Here is a 16646-nt window from a genome sequence, read left to right on the forward strand (position 1 = left end):
GACCTGTTATGCCGAATTCACCTTGTATATAAACGACGGTTAGATTACGACAAAAGTTGGCGATAGTAATTCTATCTCTCATGTTCTTGCTTCCCCTTCGTTCCACGTGGAACAATCATAATAATAACAATAGCGTGCGCGAACTCTGTATTTTTGCACCTTAAATCATTTGAATGTTTCCTGAGTACGATATTATTGTTGTAGGGGCCGGACATGCGGGCTGTGAAGCAGCAGCTGCCGCGGCAAATATGGGTAGTTCTGTTTTATTGGTAACCATGAACATGCAAACCATTGCCCAAATGAGTTGCAATCCTGCCATGGGTGGTATAGCCAAAGGACAGATAGTGCGAGAAATAGATGCACTTGGGGGATATTCAGGTATCGTTACGGATCGCTCTACCATACAATTTCGCATGTTAAACCAATCAAAAGGTCCGGCCATGTGGAGTCCCAGAGCTCAAAACGACCGTATGTTGTTTGCAGCCACCTGGAGAGAATTGCTGGAACAAACCCAAAAGGTAGACTTCTACCAGGATATGGTAAAGGGGTTAATTATTAAAGATGGAAGAGCAGCTGGAGTTATAACGGGTTTAGGACATTCCATCCCGGCCAAAGCGGTGGTCGTTACCAGCGGAACATTCCTGAATGGAATCATTCATATCGGGGAAAAAACCTTTGGTGGTGGGAGAGTAGCAGAAAAAGCAGCTACTGGTATCACGGAACAACTCGTTGAACTGGGCTTTGAAGCGGATCGTCTTAAAACAGGAACACCTCCCAGGATAGATGGAAGAAGCCTGGATTACTCCAAAATGGAAGAACAGAAAGGGGATGAGCATATCGTTGGATTTAGCTATCTGCCTCAACCTCTGGTAAAATCAGCAAATCAAAGAAGTTGTTTTATTACCTATACCAATAACCAAACCCATGAATTATTGAAAACAGGGTTCGACAGAAGTCCTATGTTTACAGGAAGAATTGAAGGAGTTGGGCCGCGCTACTGCCCCAGTATTGAAGATAAAATCAATCGATTCGCCGATCGTGAAAGACACCAGATCTTTGTAGAACCCGAAGGATGGAATACAGTAGAGATTTATGTGAATGGATTTTCTACCTCTCTGCCAGAGGATGTTCAGTATAAAGCACTGACATCCATTCCAGGTTTTGAAAAGGCGAAGATGTTCCGTCCGGGTTATGCCATCGAATACGATTATTTTCCACCTACTCAGTTGACCTATAGCCTGGAAACCAAAAGAATTCAGAATCTGTTTTTCGCCGGACAAATCAACGGAACTACAGGATATGAAGAAGCTGCCTGCCAGGGATTAATGGCTGGTATCAATGCTCATCTTAAAATCAACAATGCAGAACCTTTCATTCTGAAAAGAAGTGACGCCTATATTGGAGTATTGATTGATGACCTAATTTCAAAAGGTACAGAGGAACCTTACCGGATGTTCACCAGCCGCGCAGAATTCCGAACCCTGTTACGCCAGGATAATGCTGACCTACGTCTTACCGAGGCCAGCTACAGAATGGGATTAGCAAGTCAGGAAAGAATGGATGCTGTCCGTTTGAAAAAGGAACAAACCGAACAGGTTAAAAAAACATTGCAGGAATTCTCATTTGAACCAGCTGAACTTAATCCTTATCTGGAATCCATTCAATCGGCAACCATTCAGCAAAAACAAAAAGCCGCGCAAATTCTATTGCGTCCAAATATCAGTTTAACAGAATTAGTAAAGGCAGTACCTAGATTTGAATCAACTCTGAATAGCTTCAGAAACGATGCACTCGAACAGGCGGAGATCCAGTTGAAATATGATGTGTATATAGAAAAGGAAAAAGAACTGGTGGGAAGAATGAACCAGATGGAAAACCTCGAAATTCCGGATAGCTTTGATTATTCAAAAGTTGCAGCGATTAGTAATGAAGCCCGCGAAAAACTAAAAAGAATCAAACCCAGAACACTTGGCCAGGCCAGCAGAATCAGTGGCATCAATCCAAGTGATGTACAAATCCTGATGGTCTATATGGGAAGATAAAAGAAAAGGGCCTAAATAATATTAAATAAATTTATAATATTATTTAGGCCCTTAAAATGTATAATCAGTTTATACCAATTCAGCTCTTCTGACTGGAATTTTCTTTCCAATCAATTTCTCAATATCCTTCAAATAGGCACGTTCAGTAGAATCACATAGTGATAATGCAAAACCATTTCGTCCGGCTCTGCCCGTCCGGCCAATCCGGTGAACATACGTTTCAGGTATATTGGGGATTTCAAAATTGACAACAAAACTCAGTTCATCAATATCAATTCCGCGGGCAGCGATATCAGTTGCTACCAATGCAGTAATTTTTCCCTCCTTAAATTCAGACAAAGCCCGTTGCCTTGCACCCTGGGTTTTATCCCCATGAATGGCAGCAGAACTAATACCAGACTTGTGAAGGAATTTGGATAATTTATCCGCACCATATTTAGTCCGGGTAAAAATCAATACCCGCTCCGTATCTTCTTCTTTTAGGATCGGGATCAAAACATCTTTCTTGGAATCCTTATCCAGGAACAATATTTCCTGACGAACCAGTTCTGTAGTTGAAGAAACGGGATGAACAGCAACTGTTTCCGGTTGAACCAGCATACTATCAGCCAACTTTTTGATCTCAGTAGGCATGGTTGCAGAGAAGAATAAAGTCTGTCTTTTAACCGGAAGCATCCGAACGATCCGCTTCACATCATGAACAAAGCCCATATCCAGCATCCTGTCGGCTTCATCCAGAACAAAGTAGCGGATGGTATCCAATGATAGTAAACCCTGCTGTATCAGGTCTAATAATCGCCCTGGCGTGGCAACCAGGATATCCACTCCACGATTCAATTCCTGAACCTGCGGAACCTGTGATACTCCACCAAACAGGGCAACACTTCTGAAAGGAAGATATTTTCCATAATCCCTGAAACTCTCCAACACCTGGATGGCCAATTCCCGGGTAGGTGTTAAAACCAATACCTGGATGCCCCTTGGTTTTGGTTGACTTTTCCTGTCTTCTTCCATTAATTCCAGCACCGGTATGGCAAATCCTGCCGTTTTCCCGGTACCGGTTTGAGCACAACCCAAGAGGTCCTTACGCTGACGAACAATAGGAATGGCTTTACTCTGAATAGGGGTGGGATTAGTATACCCCAAATCATTCAGCGCTCTTTGAATAGAGCCTGAAATAGCTAATTGCGAAAAACTCACGATAAAATTTTTAAATAAAAAATGAAGGCTAACTCAAGCCAGTGGCGTCTTAGAAACGAAACAACCAGCACGAGTAGGAGAAGAATTCGCAATAGCGGCAACGAGAATAAGAAATGCAAAGGTATCAATTAACAGCGGATTAAGCTGTTAAATTTGAAATCAGCCACCTAATCCGGCGGCTTTGCTGATTTCCAGCATCCGCTCAATTGGCTTTTTGGCAGCCAGTCGCAATTGCTCATCCATCAGAATTTCTGGGGTCTCATATTCCATACACAAATACAATTTCTCCAGCGTATTCAGTTTCATATACGGACAATCATTGCAAGCGCAACTGTTATTAGGAGGTGCAGGAATAAAGGTTTTACCCGCACTCGCTTTTTGCATCTGGTGCAGGATGCCAGTTTCAGTAGCAACAATATAAGAAGAGGAAGGATCCTGTTGTGTATATTTCAACAACTGAGTGGTACTTCCAATGAAATCAGCAATCTTAAGCAAGGGTTCCTCACATTCAGGATGTGCAATCAACTTGGCTTCCGGATGACGCACTTTCAATTTGGTAATTTTTTCCAAACTAAAAATTTCATGTACCATACAGGCACCGTCCCATAAAACCATATTTCTTCCAGATTTCTTATTCAGATAAGCACCTAAATTTTTATCGGGAGCAAAAATGATCGGTTGATCAGCCGGTAAGCTTTCAATGATCTTTTCCGCATTGCTGCTGGTGCAAATGATGTCACTCAGCGCTTTTATATCTGCCGTACAATTAATGTAGGAGATTACGATATGATTGGGATGCTGTTCCTTAAATGCACGAAACCTGTCAGCCGGTGCTGAATCAGCCAGTGAACAACCGGCATTTAAATCAGGTAACAGGACTTTCTTGGTAGGGTTTAAAATTTTTGCAGTCTCGGCCATAAAATGAACCCCGGCAAAAACGATGATATCAGCCGTGGTTTTCTCTGCCTGCTGCGCCAGCCCCAGGCTATCCCCAATATAATCTGCAACATCCTGAATATCCGGCTCCTGGTAATAATGCGCCAGGAGAATAGCGTTCTTTTCTTTTTTAAGGCGTTCAATCTCATGGAATAAATCCAGCGTGGGATCAATTTCTATATCCAGAAAGCCAACACGGGATACATTTTTTCTCGCTTCTTCCATGTTAATAACTGCCATAGTATATAATATATAATATTTTTAAAAAAATAACCTATTACTATTAGGGCTGTGGATATGGGGATAAGATCTTTTAAATAAGTTGGAAATCTTAAGATCATCAGCTTATCCACAGCTTTCCACATGTTACAAACCTACTGAATTCGGTTCATCATCGCGGTTTTGCCTCCTTATTCACAGCAGTGGATTTCTGTACCACTGTATAACAAAACTACTACCTTCCTGTTAGTTCAGATTGAATAAATCAGCACTTGTTCCACTCCTCCCGAACCAATTCTCCCCCTGCACTTACTTATTCCAAATCTATCCCCGATTTAAAATCTCCAAAACCCGGCTTTTCCACCAATTTTTAAAGAGATCCACAAATACCTGTGAATTTTAGTTTCACGTTTCCGGATTTTTCAATGAAAAGTTGATTGGACATGGATTTTTATTGGTGAATCACCCTCAAAGCCTGTGAAACAATTTGAAAAAATAATATACATTAAGATTTTAATATATTTTGATCAATTCATTCCGCTCTGTACAACCGGATAGGTCTGAAAGGTAGAATTGAAGCGTATTTCCGGCTTTTTCCACAATTTGTTCATAAGTTGGAATTCCTTATTTTCGCTCCTCATTTTTTGAGTATAATATAATAGTATAATTAAATCGCACCATGTCGATCATTCAAAACATCAGGGATAAGGCAGCCTGGCTTGTATTTATCATCATCGCTTTGAGTTTGCTTGGCTTTTTATTAATGGATTCTGTTTCAGGCGCCCGGGGTCGTGGAATCTTTGGTGGCAACCAAACTTCACTTGGATCTGTAAACGGACAGGAAATTGATTATGTGGAGTTTCAGAAAAGATTGCAGCTGCAGGAAAACCAATTACAGCAGCAGGGTTATCCCATCAACGAAATGATGCGGCAAAATATCCAGGAGCAGGTTTGGAATCAGTTCATTGAAGAAAATGTACTGGAAAACGAATTCAAAAAATTGGGGTTGGCAGTAAGCGGCCAGGAATTGAATGATATTCTGTTTGGAGATAATCCTCCTGCCGATTTTCGTCAGCAGTTCACCAACGAAAATGGACAGTATGATGCAAATAAAGCCAAACAGGCTGTAGATGCCCTGAAAAAGCAGAAGAATGATCCGATGTCAAAAAATTTCACGGAGCAATACCTGCCTGCTCTTGCTAATTTCCGTCTTCGGGAAAAGTACACTGCCTTATTGGCCAATACCTATTACATTCCAAAATGGATGGCGGAAAAAACAACTGCTGAAAACAGCCAGATTGCTGCTATCAAATTTGTAGCCGTACCATATAATACGATCAGCGATAGCCTTCCCGAGGTAAAAGTTACCGATGAAGATATCACTGCGTATATTTCTAAAAGAAAAGAAGAATTCAAGCAGGAAGCTTCCCGCAGCATCAGCTATATTAGTTTCAGTGCAGCTCCCACCGCTGAGGACACAGCTGCAGTTCGCACCAACCTGGAAAATCTCCGCGAGGAGTTCAGAAATGCCGGTGATGCTGCCCAGTTTCTTACCCGCAACAATAGTGATGTTCCCTATTTTGATGGATATGTTCTGAAATCAAGATTACAGGTTCCCAATGCAGATACCATTCGTGATCTTCCGGATGGAGCTGTTTACGGTCCATATCTGGATGGTGGAAATTATGTGGTGGCTAAAATGCTGGGTAAACGCAGTCTTCCAGACAGTGTTAAATGTCGCCATATTTTAATCAGCACTCAAACCAATACAGATAGTGTTGCGAAAGCCCGAATTGATTCTATCGTTGGTGCTATCCGTGGAGGAGCCAGCTTTGCATCCATGGCCGCACAATTCAGCGAAGATCCGGGAAGTAAGGACAATGGTGGAGAATATGATTTTGGAAGTCAGCAGATGGGTAATCTTGCCAAAGAATTCGCTGATTTCATTTTCTATGGTTCTACCGGAGAGAAAAAAATTGTAAAAACTGATTTTGGTTACCATTATATAGAGGTATTAAATCAGAAAGGTTTTGAACAAGCGTACAAAGTAGCTTACCTGAGCCGTCCTATTTTGGCCAGTCAGCAAACCGAGAACACAGCCTCCGGTGCTGCTAACCAGTTTGCCGGAGAAAGCAGGAATGCAAAATCCTTTGACGAGAATGCAAACAAAAAAAATCTAACCAAACTGATTGCCCAGGAAATCAAAGCAAATGATATCATGATTCCCGGACTTGGTTCTAGTCGCCAGTTGGTACGTTGGGTAAATGAAGCATCTATCGGAGAGGTTTCTGAACCATTCAATATCGAGGATAAATATATTGTTGCGGTTCTTACAGAAATTAACAAGGAAGGCCTGATGTCACCCGCTAAAGCTCGTGCGCTTGTTGAATTCCAGGTACGCAACCAGAAAAAAGCAGAAGTTATCAAAAAGAAAATTGGTACGGCCAATACACTGGATGCGGTAGCAGCCGCCACACAGCAATCTGTATTGAATGCTGACAGTGTAAGATTCTCTTCTCCCTTTATTCCAAATGTTGGACAGGAACCCAAAGTGATCGGTGCAGCATTCAATAAAGCGTATCAATCTGCAGTTTCCGCCCCCATTGCAGGAAATGGAGCAGTGTTTGTTTTGAAAACAGAGTCTGTTTCAGCAGTATCAGATGGAGGTTTGAATGCTGATGAGCAGCGTAAAATGATGATGCAACAAATGCGCCAGTCGGCCGGTTTCCGCGCAGTAGACGCACTTCGTAAAGCAGCTAATGTGAAAGACGAACGCGCTAAAGTGCTCTGAGCACTAAGCTAAATGTATACAAGGGGGATGCTTTCGGGTATCCCCTTTTTTAATTTACTAACTTTGTTCATCCGAATGTGTTAGTATCAAAAAGAATTGAGATGGCAGATCAGATTGTAAATAAAGTGGCTGAAAGTGGATTGATTACACTCGACCTGGAAGTCTACCTTCCCCGGGAAATAATTGTAGAATTTGACCTGGCGAATCACCTGTTCATGGGACTGATTCTAAAAGAAAAGGAATTCCGGGAAGCAATGAAACAATTGGATTGGGAGCAATACCGTGGGAAAATGGTTGCAGTTACCTGCTCTGCCGATGCTATTATCCCAATGTGGGCATATATGCTGGTCGTTAGCTATCTCCAACCGGTAGCTTCAGCTGTTTACCAGGGATCGGCTGCAGAATTTCGCAAGCAAGTTTTCCTGAATCGGCTGTCCACCATTGATGCCACCGAATTTGATGATAAACGTGTGGTGATAAAGGGTTGTGGCGATCAACCGATCGGTGAGTATGCCTATTTTGAAATCACCCGGATCCTCTTACCGCATGCTAAATCTATCATGTACGGTGAACCCTGCTCAACGGTTCCTGTTTTCAAAAAACGTTAAACGCCTGTCTGCTTCTTTAAGAATGCAGCCGCTTTCTCCAGGTCTTCCGGCGTATCAATATTAACCCCGAGGTAATCGGTTATCACCATTTTGAGTGGGATGCCATTTTCCAGGTACCGCAGGCATTCAATTTTTTCTGCTGCTTCCAATGGCGTCATAGCCCAGGCAGTGAAGTTCATCAGCGCCTGCTTGCGATAGGCATATACTCCTACATGTTCATACCAGGTTACAGGCTGCTCTTTACTACGGGGATAAGGAATCGGACTGCGACTGAACAACAAGGAATTACTGAACTTGTCCACTACCACTTTCACCACATTTGGATTCTTCACCCCTTCCGCATCGTGCATTTCCTGCATCAGCGATCCCACCTGAACAGCCGGCTCGTTGAAACAGGCCAGTAATTTTTCCAGCGGCGCTCTTTTAACAAAGGGCATATCTCCCTGCACATTCAGAATGATATCCACCTCCATATGCTCCACGATTTCAGCAATCCGGTCGCTTCCACTTTCGTGAGAACGCTGACTGCGATAGACTTTCCCACCAATGGCTGTAATCTCAGCATCGATGACATCACTGTCGGTTACCACACTTACTTCATCAAACAATCCGGTAGCCAGCGTATTTTCATACACTTTGCGGATGACAGTAGAATCACCCAGTGGCTTCATCAGTTTTCCTGGAAATCGGGTGGCATCGTATCGTGCCGGAATCATGGCAATGGTTTTCCCCATCAGTTGCTAATTTGTTCGCAAAGATGCATCAATAATCGGTCTTGATCTTCTTATCAAAAGGAATCCTGAACTGGTAGGTGAGATCTTCATCGGTACGATCATCCAATACATCCAATCCGTATTTTAGTCCGGCCGGATCCACATACCGGAAAGTTCCAAAGAGCCGGTCCCACACAGAGAAAATATTCCCATAATTGGTATCAGTTAGCGGTCGTTCAAAATGATGATGCGCCTTATGCATGTTGGGTGAAACAAAAATCAGGCTGATCGGGTAGTCCAGCCATCGCGGCACGCGAATATTGGCATGGTTGAAATGAGTGAAAAGCGCTGCGCAACCCCGGTATAGAAAATACAACCAGACCGGTGTTCCAATTACCAGGATGCCAATAATGGTGCTGGTTTCCCGGAACAACCATTCTCCAGGGTGGTGCCGGGTTCCGGTGGTAACATCCACTTTGGTATCACTGTGATGCACCATATGAAATTTCCACATGAACTTCACCTTGTGCATCATCCAATGTGGAATGTACTGCCCAAACAAATCCATGAAAAGTAGGCCAATAAAAATCTGCATCCAGCCAGGCATTGAAATCCATTGCAGCAAGCCGAATTCATTGGAAACAGCAAGACTGCAGAACCAGATCGTAACCAGGCCAAAAATCAGATTAAGCACCAGGGTGGTACCCAGGAATACCAGGTTCACACCTGCATGCCGGGTTCGGTTAAACTGAAAATTGAATAGTGGATAATAGCCTTCCAGCAGCCAGAAAAAAATCATTCCGCCCATGAGGAACAGAATTCGATGAGCTGAAGGGATGGTTTCCCAATAGGTAAAAAAAGCTTCCATATGCAGGCAATTGTTCCTACAATTTACCAAAGTGGAAACAGGATTGGAACAGGTGTAGAAGAATCTTGACTCAAATCATCTGAAGTGGTTGTTGCTTCAGCTGAAACCCAGATCAGTAACCCGCTTACCGCAGGATCTACAGATCACTTCTGAAGTAAACACGCTTTCTGCATTGCCTCTCAGCCTGGCAATCCAGCGATTCCACCAGTTCAGGGAGGTTACATGGGTCCGGCGTTCCAATGCTTTCGTACCGCAGGCGGGGCAGGGCAAAGTTTGCAAATACGCATCTGTGGCTGCATCCAGCAGGGAGATTGCTTTGGAGAGGTCATCATTTAATACCATGAGTTTCATCCCGCCAATAGCCGGACTCAAAAATGGATCAATGGTAACTGTATTTTCATCCTTCAGATGACAATTGATCCCATGCTCTTTGAGCAGGTTCAGCTGAATATTTGCCTGGATATAATTGTCGTATGAACGGATCTGTACAAAATGCATGAAGGAAAATCAGAATCAGGCATTCAGCATCAGCGGCATCACCAGCATCAGGAGCTCTTCGTATTCATCTGCCTCCATGGGGCGAATGATACCGGCTTTGGTGGGGGTGGATAACTCCATCCGAACCTCATCGCTCTCGGCAGCATTCAGCATTTCAATCAGGAAACGCGCATTAAAAGCGATGGAAAGATCTTCGCCATCGTATTGACACTTCATACGTTCGTTACCCTCGAAGCTGAAATCAATATCCTGCGCAGCCAGTTGCAATTCACTTCCGGAGATATTCAATACAACCTGGTTGGTGCTTTTATTGGAGAATACGCTTACCCGGCGAAGGGCACCCTGGAAATCAGATTTGCTGACGATCATTTTGTAGGGGTTATCAGCAGGGATCACCACTTTATAATCAGGGAAGCGGGCATCAATAAGGCGACAGCTCATCTGTGTATTACCATGAGTAACAAACAAGTGATTGCTGTTATAACTAACTGTGATTACATCATCGTTATCCGGAAGTGCTGATTTCAGGATGTTCAGCGGCTTTTTAGGAACGATGAAAGAATCACCTTTGGGGCATTTGACATCTGTGCGCTTGTAGCGAACCAGGCGATGCGCGTCGGTAGCCACGAACTGAACAAAGTTTTTATCCAGCTCAAAATACACACCCGTCATAGCCGGACGCAGATCATCATTGCTCACGGCGAACAATGTTTTATTGATACCGGTAACCAGCGCACTGCTTGTCATTTCAAAAGAAGTGGTATCGTCAGCAGATGGTTCCTTCGGGAAATTGTCGGGATTTTCACCCATCACCTTATACTTACCATTATCGCTGGTCATTTCGATACCGAAGTTCTTATCGATATTGAACGTAAGGGGTTGGTCAGGAATGTTCTTGAGGGAATCGATCAGGATCTTGGCAGGAATACAAACCCGTCCATTTTCTTTGGCTTCGATATCCATCTGTACCCGCATTACCGTTTCCAGGTCAGTGGCTACCACATTCAATTTGTTTTTATCAATTTCAAACAGGAAATCTTCCAGAATGGGTAAAACTGTATTTGCATTGATAACACCACTGATCTGTTGGAGCTGTTTCAGTAAAGCCGATGAGCTAACGATGAACTTCATAAAACGGTTGCGATTTATAAGGGACGAAACTAAGGAATTCCGGCCATTCTAAGATTGGGATATGGGGAAGATTGGAAAGGGTGGTCAGTTATTTTCGGGGATTCTTTCAAATTGGGTTTTTTCCTCATTACCGTAATACAGAACTTTATAAAATGTTGCAGGGAAAAAGACTGACTCCGGATCAGGCCTTACAGAAGGCGCGTCATTTTTGTGGGTACCAGGAACGTTGCCACCAGGAGGTAAAGAATAAATTATTCGGCTTTGGTCTGAACCGCCAGGAAGTGGATAACCTTCTTTCAACTCTTATTGAAGAGGATTATTTGAATGAAGAGCGATTTGCCATCCAGTTTGCCGGTGGTAAATTTCGCATGAAGGGATGGGGAAGGGGCCGGATCAAAAATGAATTGCTGCAAAGGCAGGTGAGTGAATACTGTATAAAAAAGGCGATGAAAGAGATTCCGGAGTCGGCATACCTTGAAACACTGGAGAAACTGGCCCGAAACCGGTGGGACAGTTTAAAAGGGGAGGATAAATTACTACGACTACGAAAAACCCAGGATCACCTGTTGTATAAAGGATACGAATGGGACCTGATAAAAGAAGTGCTTAAAGGATTGCAATCCGGGCAAACTTCCGACGAATGAAGTAATTTCAGGTATGTCTACCCTTACCATAACCACCATTCAATCTTCACTGCATTGGGAGGATCCCGAGGCAAATCGCCGGATGTTTGAGGAAAAAATTGAATCGGTTTCAGAAAAAATGGAACTGGTTGTTTTGCCGGAAGCCTTTACCACCGGCTTTTCCATGCAGCCTGAAAAGCTGGCCGAGACCATGGAAGGACCCACGTTGGCCTGGATGAAATCCCTCGCCGCGCGGAAAAGAATTATCCTCACCGGTTCTGTATTTATAAAGGAAGGCGATCATTACTATAATCGGTTGCTTTGGGTTTTACCCAATGGGCAGGTTGGTCATTATGATAAGAGACATCTTTTTGCATATGCAGGTGAGGACCAGCATTTCAGTGCCGGCAACAGGAGGTTTATTGCATCCGTCAAGGGTTGGCGTATATTTCTGCAAGTCTGTTACGACCTGCGTTTTCCGGTCTGGAGCCGGCAGCAAACTGACGGGGAAGCGGAGTATGATGTATTGATCACAGTTGCGAACTGGCCGGAGCGGCGCAATCATGCCTGGAAAACCCTGCTCGCAGCCAGGGCTATTGAAAACCAGTGTTATGTAGTGGGTGTTAACCGGGTTGGAGAAGACGGAAAGGCAATTTACCACAGTGGCGATTCTATGATTCTGGACCCCCTGGGAACGCCGCTTTATCAAAAGGAACATGGAGAAGATATTCATACCCTTACCCTGGAAAAATCCAATCTCGACAAGATCCGACAGCAACTTCCCTTTCTTCGTGATGCTGATGCTTTCACCATATTAAATGATCATCCTGATGCCTGAAATACAAACTTACCATTTTGCAAACGGCCGCATTTTCACCGGCGACGATTGGTTGACTGAAGCAGTTATAACAGTTGAGCAGGACAGGATTGTGGAAATATCCTCAAATCTGCACCGGCAGCATCTGACCGGTCAGCAATCACCCGACGGGTACAGGGATTTGCAGGGGGGAATGCTGGTACCGGCATTTATTGATGTGCAATTGTATGGAGGGGATGGTCAGCTTTTTGGTGTTCATCCTTCCGTAGAAGCCATCCGTGCCACAGTAGAATATTCGCGAAGAGGTGGAGCCCACCTGATTCTGCCTACCGTAGCCACCAACGATAATTCAGTAGCGCTGGCTGCCATCGAATCAGTGAGGGAATACCTGAACCAGGGAGGTACCGGTGTATATGGACTTCATCTGGAAGGACCATTTCTGAATCCTGTTAAGCGGGGTGCACATGTGCTGGAAAAAATACAATCGCCCACCGTGGAAAAACTGCGCGCACTGGTTGAACCGGGCCGCGGGATCATTAAGATGATGACCATCGCACCGGAACTCTTTCAACCGGACCAGATCCAATACCTGAAAGATGCCGGTATTATTCTGTCAGCGGGCCATAGCAACGCAAGTTTTGAGGAAGCCAATAAGGGATTTGACCAGGGAATTACCACCTGCACGCATTTATTTAATGCGATGTCGCCCCTTCAACACCGCGCCCCTGGATTGGTAGGCGCCATCCTTGCACATCCGACTATCGCCTCCAGCATTGTACCGGATGGATACCACGTGGATGCGGTGGTGATCAAAATGGTCAAGCAACTGATGGGAGAACGATTGTTCATTATTACGGATGCGGTTACAGAGAGTAATACCGGGAATTATTTGCACCAGTTGCGTGGAGATCATTACACACTACCGGACGGAACGCTTTCAGGATCTGCATTGACCATGCTGACAGCTGTGCAGTTTTGTGTTAAAAAAGTCGGAATTTCAATAGAGGAAGCGCTTCGAATGGCTTCTTTGTATCCTGCCAGGGTATTGGGTATTGAGAAAGAGTGGGGCAAACTGGCAGTAGGATACAGGCCGGAATGGTTTTGGATACCTTCACTTTAAAACAATACAGTTATGGCAAAGTTGAACGCAATCGGTCTGGATGAAGCCAAAGCGGCTGATCTGGCCGGAAGACTGAATACCTTACTCGCCAACTATTCTATATTTTATCAGAATACGCGGGGTTATCACTGGAATATCAGAGGCGAAAAATTCTTTGAACTGCATGTAAAATTTGAAGAATTATATAACGACCTGCTCTTAAAAATTGATGAGATAGCGGAACGTATACTCACGCTTGGATTTTCACCGGCACATAATTATTCTGATTATCACACGATGGCTACGATTAATGAAAGCAAAGAAGTGGCCGATGGAATGAAGGCGGTGGAAAATATCCTGGGCTCTTTTCAAACAATCATTAGCCTGCAGCGTGAGTTACTGAAAATTTCTGAAGATGCAAACGATGAGGGAACCAATGCACTGATGAGCGATTATATCCGGGCACAGGAAAAACTGGTTTGGATGTACTCTGCGTTTTTGAATAATTGAATTAGCGGATCAGTAAAAAACTGTCTACTGAGAATTTGTAATCAGCGCTCTTACCGCCTCCACTTTCGGGTCACGGTTTTCGATAAGCGATTGCCGGGTAGTCAACACTTCAATGTCTGGTTGTACCCCTCGTCCATCCTTCACTGCATTTTTATCGATAACCAACCTGAACTTTGGAAGACGAAACCGGATACCGGTTTCAGGTAACCGAACATCAGGAATCAGCCAGGCAGAGTTTCCATAAGCAGCACCACCGGTTTCTTCTCCAATCAGGGTGACATTTTTTTGCCCTTTTACCTTGGCTGCAAACAGTGCGGCAGCTGAAAAAGAATTGGGACTGGTTAGCACATATACATTACCGTTGTAGTGATGTCTTTTTGAAGGTTTAAATGTTTTCCGCTCGAAATACCCAAAATGATAATGCCCATCCGATTTTTTTCGGGTGATAAAATGCATGAGCCCCCCAATTAATCCATTGTAACGGACCAGGTTTTTATAGCTACTTTTTCTTGTCACCGCATAGAGAGAATCTGCAATTTTGAATGGCTCACTTACAATCTTTCTGGTCAGGAAAGTGGAGTGTGCTACATTTCCCCCACCATTGCTTCGGATATCAATTACCAAATGCTGGATGTTCTCTTTTTTTAACGTACTAAATGTTGCTGATAAGAAGGATCGCAACTGATAACCATTATTAAAAGTATTAATGGTAAGATAGCCTGTGGAAAGTCCGGTATCTATTTGTAATGAACGTGCGCGTTCCAATGACCTGGCTCTTTGCTCCCTGCGTTTCCAGGGTTTCACAACTTCCGGTACAATCGGCTTTTTGACCGAATCTTTTTTCGGCGGCTCAATTAAACGAAACGATATGGTTTCCTCTTTGCCGGTACTATCCAGGTAGCCAAGTTCATAGGTGTTGGAATATCCTGCCACCAATCGTAACCAACCCCCAAAGGCACCGCGATTGCTAAGTGTCTGCATCAGGTACTGCTCATTATTTCCATCAGCTGGTATGTGCCGGGCCAGGCTATCTACAATTTTCTGAATCGGCACCTTATTTAAACTGGTAAGTATGGTACCTCTTTTAACCAGAAGATTGCCTTTCTGCAAATTGTTATTGATGACAATGGTATCATTATCAAGAGCCTTAATCGAAATCGGGAATTGGGGTAACCTGGCGGTATCTAAAAACCGGAGAAACTTCCTTGAATACCGGGTACTTGTATGGCCGCATTTGACTTTTGCGATCACATAACTTAAGACCGATCTGAACTGTGGCTCAGTCATTGAATCTGTTAGCTGCCGATACCCCCAGTCGAAATAATAATCCATGCTGTCTTTCGGAGTGTACCAATACAAACTGGGATGTGATTCCTCCAGAACAGACCTGAATAGCTTGTAATCCTTTTTTAATTGCTCAGGTGCATAGGTCTCTGATGGAGACCATTTTGTACCCGATACAGCACAACTCTGCAACAGGGCCAAAAGGCACCCGAACAATAGAAATTTTCTAAGGAAAAAGTTACGCATGCAAACCGGTACTGATTCCGTTTATTGATCTTTAAACGCATTCCAGCCCTGTGCCGTGATGCGGAATTTGTTTCCGCCTTTTGTCAGGATGTGTGATCCTTCAGCTGCATCGGTCATATATCCAACTACACTGATCTGTTCATTTAATACCAGTTTATCGTATTCGGATTGCGCTATGGTAAACAGCAGTTCATAATCTTCTCCACCGCTTAATGCACAGGCAGTTGGGTCCAGCCCGAATTTAAATGCAGCCATCCGGCTGTCTTCGTGAATGGGAATTTTTTCTTCATACAGCACACAGCCCAATGAACTCTGCTTACAGATATGCAGTATTTCGGAACTGAGACCATCACTTATATCCATCATTGCAGTTGGACGGATTTCATTCTCTGCAAGAAACGCGATGATGTCTTTCCTGGCTTCCGGTTTCAGCAAACGGCCAACAATGTATTGTTCATTTTCGAGATCTGGCTGAATCTTTGGATTCTCCAGGTAGATCTGGCGCTCGCGTTCTAATAAGGTCAATCCTAAAAAGGCACCACCCAAATCGCCACTCACACAAATCAGGTCACCTTTCTGAGCAGTTGAACGCTGTACAAACTGATCCGGGTTAACTTCCCCGAGAGCGGTGACACTGATAATGAAGCCACTGCGTGATGTTGAAGTATCGCCCCCGATCAGATCCACCTGGTAGCGTTCACAGGCTGCATATACTCCTTCATAAAACTCCTCCAAGGCTTCCACACTGAACCTGTTACTCACGGCAATGTTCAGGGTAATTTGAGTAGGGGTGGCGTTCATCGCATAAATATCACTGAGGTTTACCACTACCGATTTATAACCAAGATGTTTCAGCGGCGTGTACATCAAGTCAAAATGTACGCCTTCCAATAGCATGTCGGTTGTGATCACTGTTTGTTTACCAAAATGATCAATGACTGCAGCATCATCCCCTACACCCAGAATAGAGGAGGCATTCGAAAATTCTATATTTTTTGTCAGGTGATCGATCAGGCCGAATTCACCCAGACTGGAGATTTCTGTTCTTGTTTCCATTTGTG

Annotated in this window: 15 protein-coding genes; 7 read left to right on the plus strand and 8 right to left on the minus strand. The window is 43.9% G+C overall.

What is annotated here, in order from left to right; genetic code table 11:
* Nucleotides 1–173 precede the first annotated feature (173 nt).
* Entirely contained in the window at nt 174–2042 is a 1869-nt protein-coding gene (mnmG, locus tag L0U88_RS12470; RefSeq protein ID WP_234866394.1) for a tRNA uridine-5-carboxymethylaminomethyl(34) synthesis enzyme MnmG, read from the plus strand.
* 69 nt (nt 2043–2111) lie between these two features.
* Here the strand turns inward: mnmG and L0U88_RS12475 are convergent, their stop codons facing one another.
* Nucleotides 2112–3242: a DEAD/DEAH box helicase gene (locus L0U88_RS12475; protein ID WP_234866395.1), complete on the minus strand. Its 1131-nt coding sequence runs from the start codon at nt 3240–3242 to the stop codon at nt 2112–2114.
* Between the two features lie 159 nt (nt 3243–3401).
* A complete protein-coding gene (gene nadA / locus L0U88_RS12480; RefSeq protein WP_234866396.1) occupies nt 3402–4418 on the minus strand; it encodes a quinolinate synthase NadA in 1017 nt (338 codons plus the stop codon).
* A 658-nt stretch (nt 4419–5076) separates the two neighbouring features.
* Here nadA and L0U88_RS12485 point away from each other — a divergent pair.
* The gene (locus L0U88_RS12485) at nt 5077–7188 is read left to right on the plus strand and encodes a peptidylprolyl isomerase (protein WP_234866397.1); all 2112 of its coding nucleotides are present in this window, start codon (nt 5077–5079) and stop codon (nt 7186–7188) included.
* Nucleotides 7189–7289: 101 nt separating this feature from the next.
* Nucleotides 7290–7796, plus strand: coding sequence for a DUF2480 family protein (locus tag L0U88_RS12490; protein WP_234866398.1), 507 nt, complete (start codon nt 7290–7292; stop codon nt 7794–7796).
* Here the strand turns inward: L0U88_RS12490 and kdsB are convergent.
* From kdsB to dnaN, 4 genes are all read right to left on the minus strand, one after another.
* Nucleotides 7793–8530 (minus strand): 3-deoxy-manno-octulosonate cytidylyltransferase, encoded by a 738-nt coding sequence (gene kdsB / locus L0U88_RS12495; RefSeq protein ID WP_234866399.1) that lies wholly within the window; start codon nt 8528–8530, stop codon nt 7793–7795. The two genes, L0U88_RS12490 and kdsB, sit on opposite strands and share 4 nt — an antisense overlap.
* A 28-nt stretch (nt 8531–8558) precedes the next feature.
* Nucleotides 8559–9377, minus strand: coding sequence for a sterol desaturase family protein (locus tag L0U88_RS12500; RefSeq protein WP_234866400.1), 819 nt, complete (start codon nt 9375–9377; stop codon nt 8559–8561).
* Between the two features lie 96 nt (nt 9378–9473).
* A complete protein-coding gene (locus tag L0U88_RS12505) occupies nt 9474–9875 on the minus strand; it encodes a putative signal transducing protein (protein ID WP_234866401.1) in 402 nt (133 codons plus the stop codon).
* A 15-nt stretch (nt 9876–9890) separates the two neighbouring features.
* Nucleotides 9891–11006 carry a DNA polymerase III subunit beta gene (dnaN, locus tag L0U88_RS12510; protein WP_234866402.1) on the minus strand — a complete coding sequence of 372 codons (1116 nt, stop codon included), beginning with the start codon at nt 11004–11006 and terminating at the stop codon, nt 9891–9893.
* 152 nt (nt 11007–11158) lie between these two features.
* On the opposite strand from dnaN, the gene L0U88_RS12515 reads away from it, so the two are divergent.
* From L0U88_RS12515 to L0U88_RS12530, 4 genes are read left to right on the plus strand one after another with little or no spacing between them, the layout of a single operon-like run.
* A complete protein-coding gene (locus L0U88_RS12515) occupies nt 11159–11650 on the plus strand; it encodes a regulatory protein RecX (protein ID WP_234866403.1) in 492 nt (163 codons plus the stop codon).
* A gap of 13 nt (nt 11651–11663) precedes the next feature.
* Nucleotides 11664–12467 carry an amidohydrolase gene (locus L0U88_RS12520; protein ID WP_234866404.1) on the plus strand — a complete coding sequence of 268 codons (804 nt, stop codon included), beginning with the start codon at nt 11664–11666 and terminating at the stop codon, nt 12465–12467.
* Nucleotides 12460–13566 carry an N-acetylglucosamine-6-phosphate deacetylase gene (gene nagA / locus L0U88_RS12525; protein ID WP_234866405.1) on the plus strand — a complete coding sequence of 369 codons (1107 nt, stop codon included), beginning with the start codon at nt 12460–12462 and terminating at the stop codon, nt 13564–13566. The genes L0U88_RS12520 and nagA overlap by 8 nt, the downstream gene beginning before the upstream one ends.
* A 12-nt stretch (nt 13567–13578) precedes the next feature.
* Nucleotides 13579–14055: a Dps family protein gene (locus L0U88_RS12530; protein WP_234866406.1), complete on the plus strand. Its 477-nt coding sequence runs from the start codon at nt 13579–13581 to the stop codon at nt 14053–14055.
* 24 nt (nt 14056–14079) lie between these two features.
* Here the strand turns inward: L0U88_RS12530 and L0U88_RS12535 are convergent, their stop codons facing one another.
* Nucleotides 14080–15585, minus strand: coding sequence for a S41 family peptidase (locus tag L0U88_RS12535; RefSeq protein WP_234866407.1), 1506 nt, complete (start codon nt 15583–15585; stop codon nt 14080–14082).
* Between the two features lie 21 nt (nt 15586–15606).
* Nucleotides 15607–16641 carry a thiamine-phosphate kinase gene (gene thiL, locus L0U88_RS12540; protein WP_234866408.1) on the minus strand — a complete coding sequence of 345 codons (1035 nt, stop codon included), beginning with the start codon at nt 16639–16641 and terminating at the stop codon, nt 15607–15609.
* Nucleotides 16642–16646 lie beyond the last annotated feature (5 nt).

The organism is Flavihumibacter fluminis (assembly GCF_021491375.1).
Classification (GTDB): Bacteria; Bacteroidota; Bacteroidia; order Chitinophagales; family Chitinophagaceae; genus Flavihumibacter; species Flavihumibacter fluminis.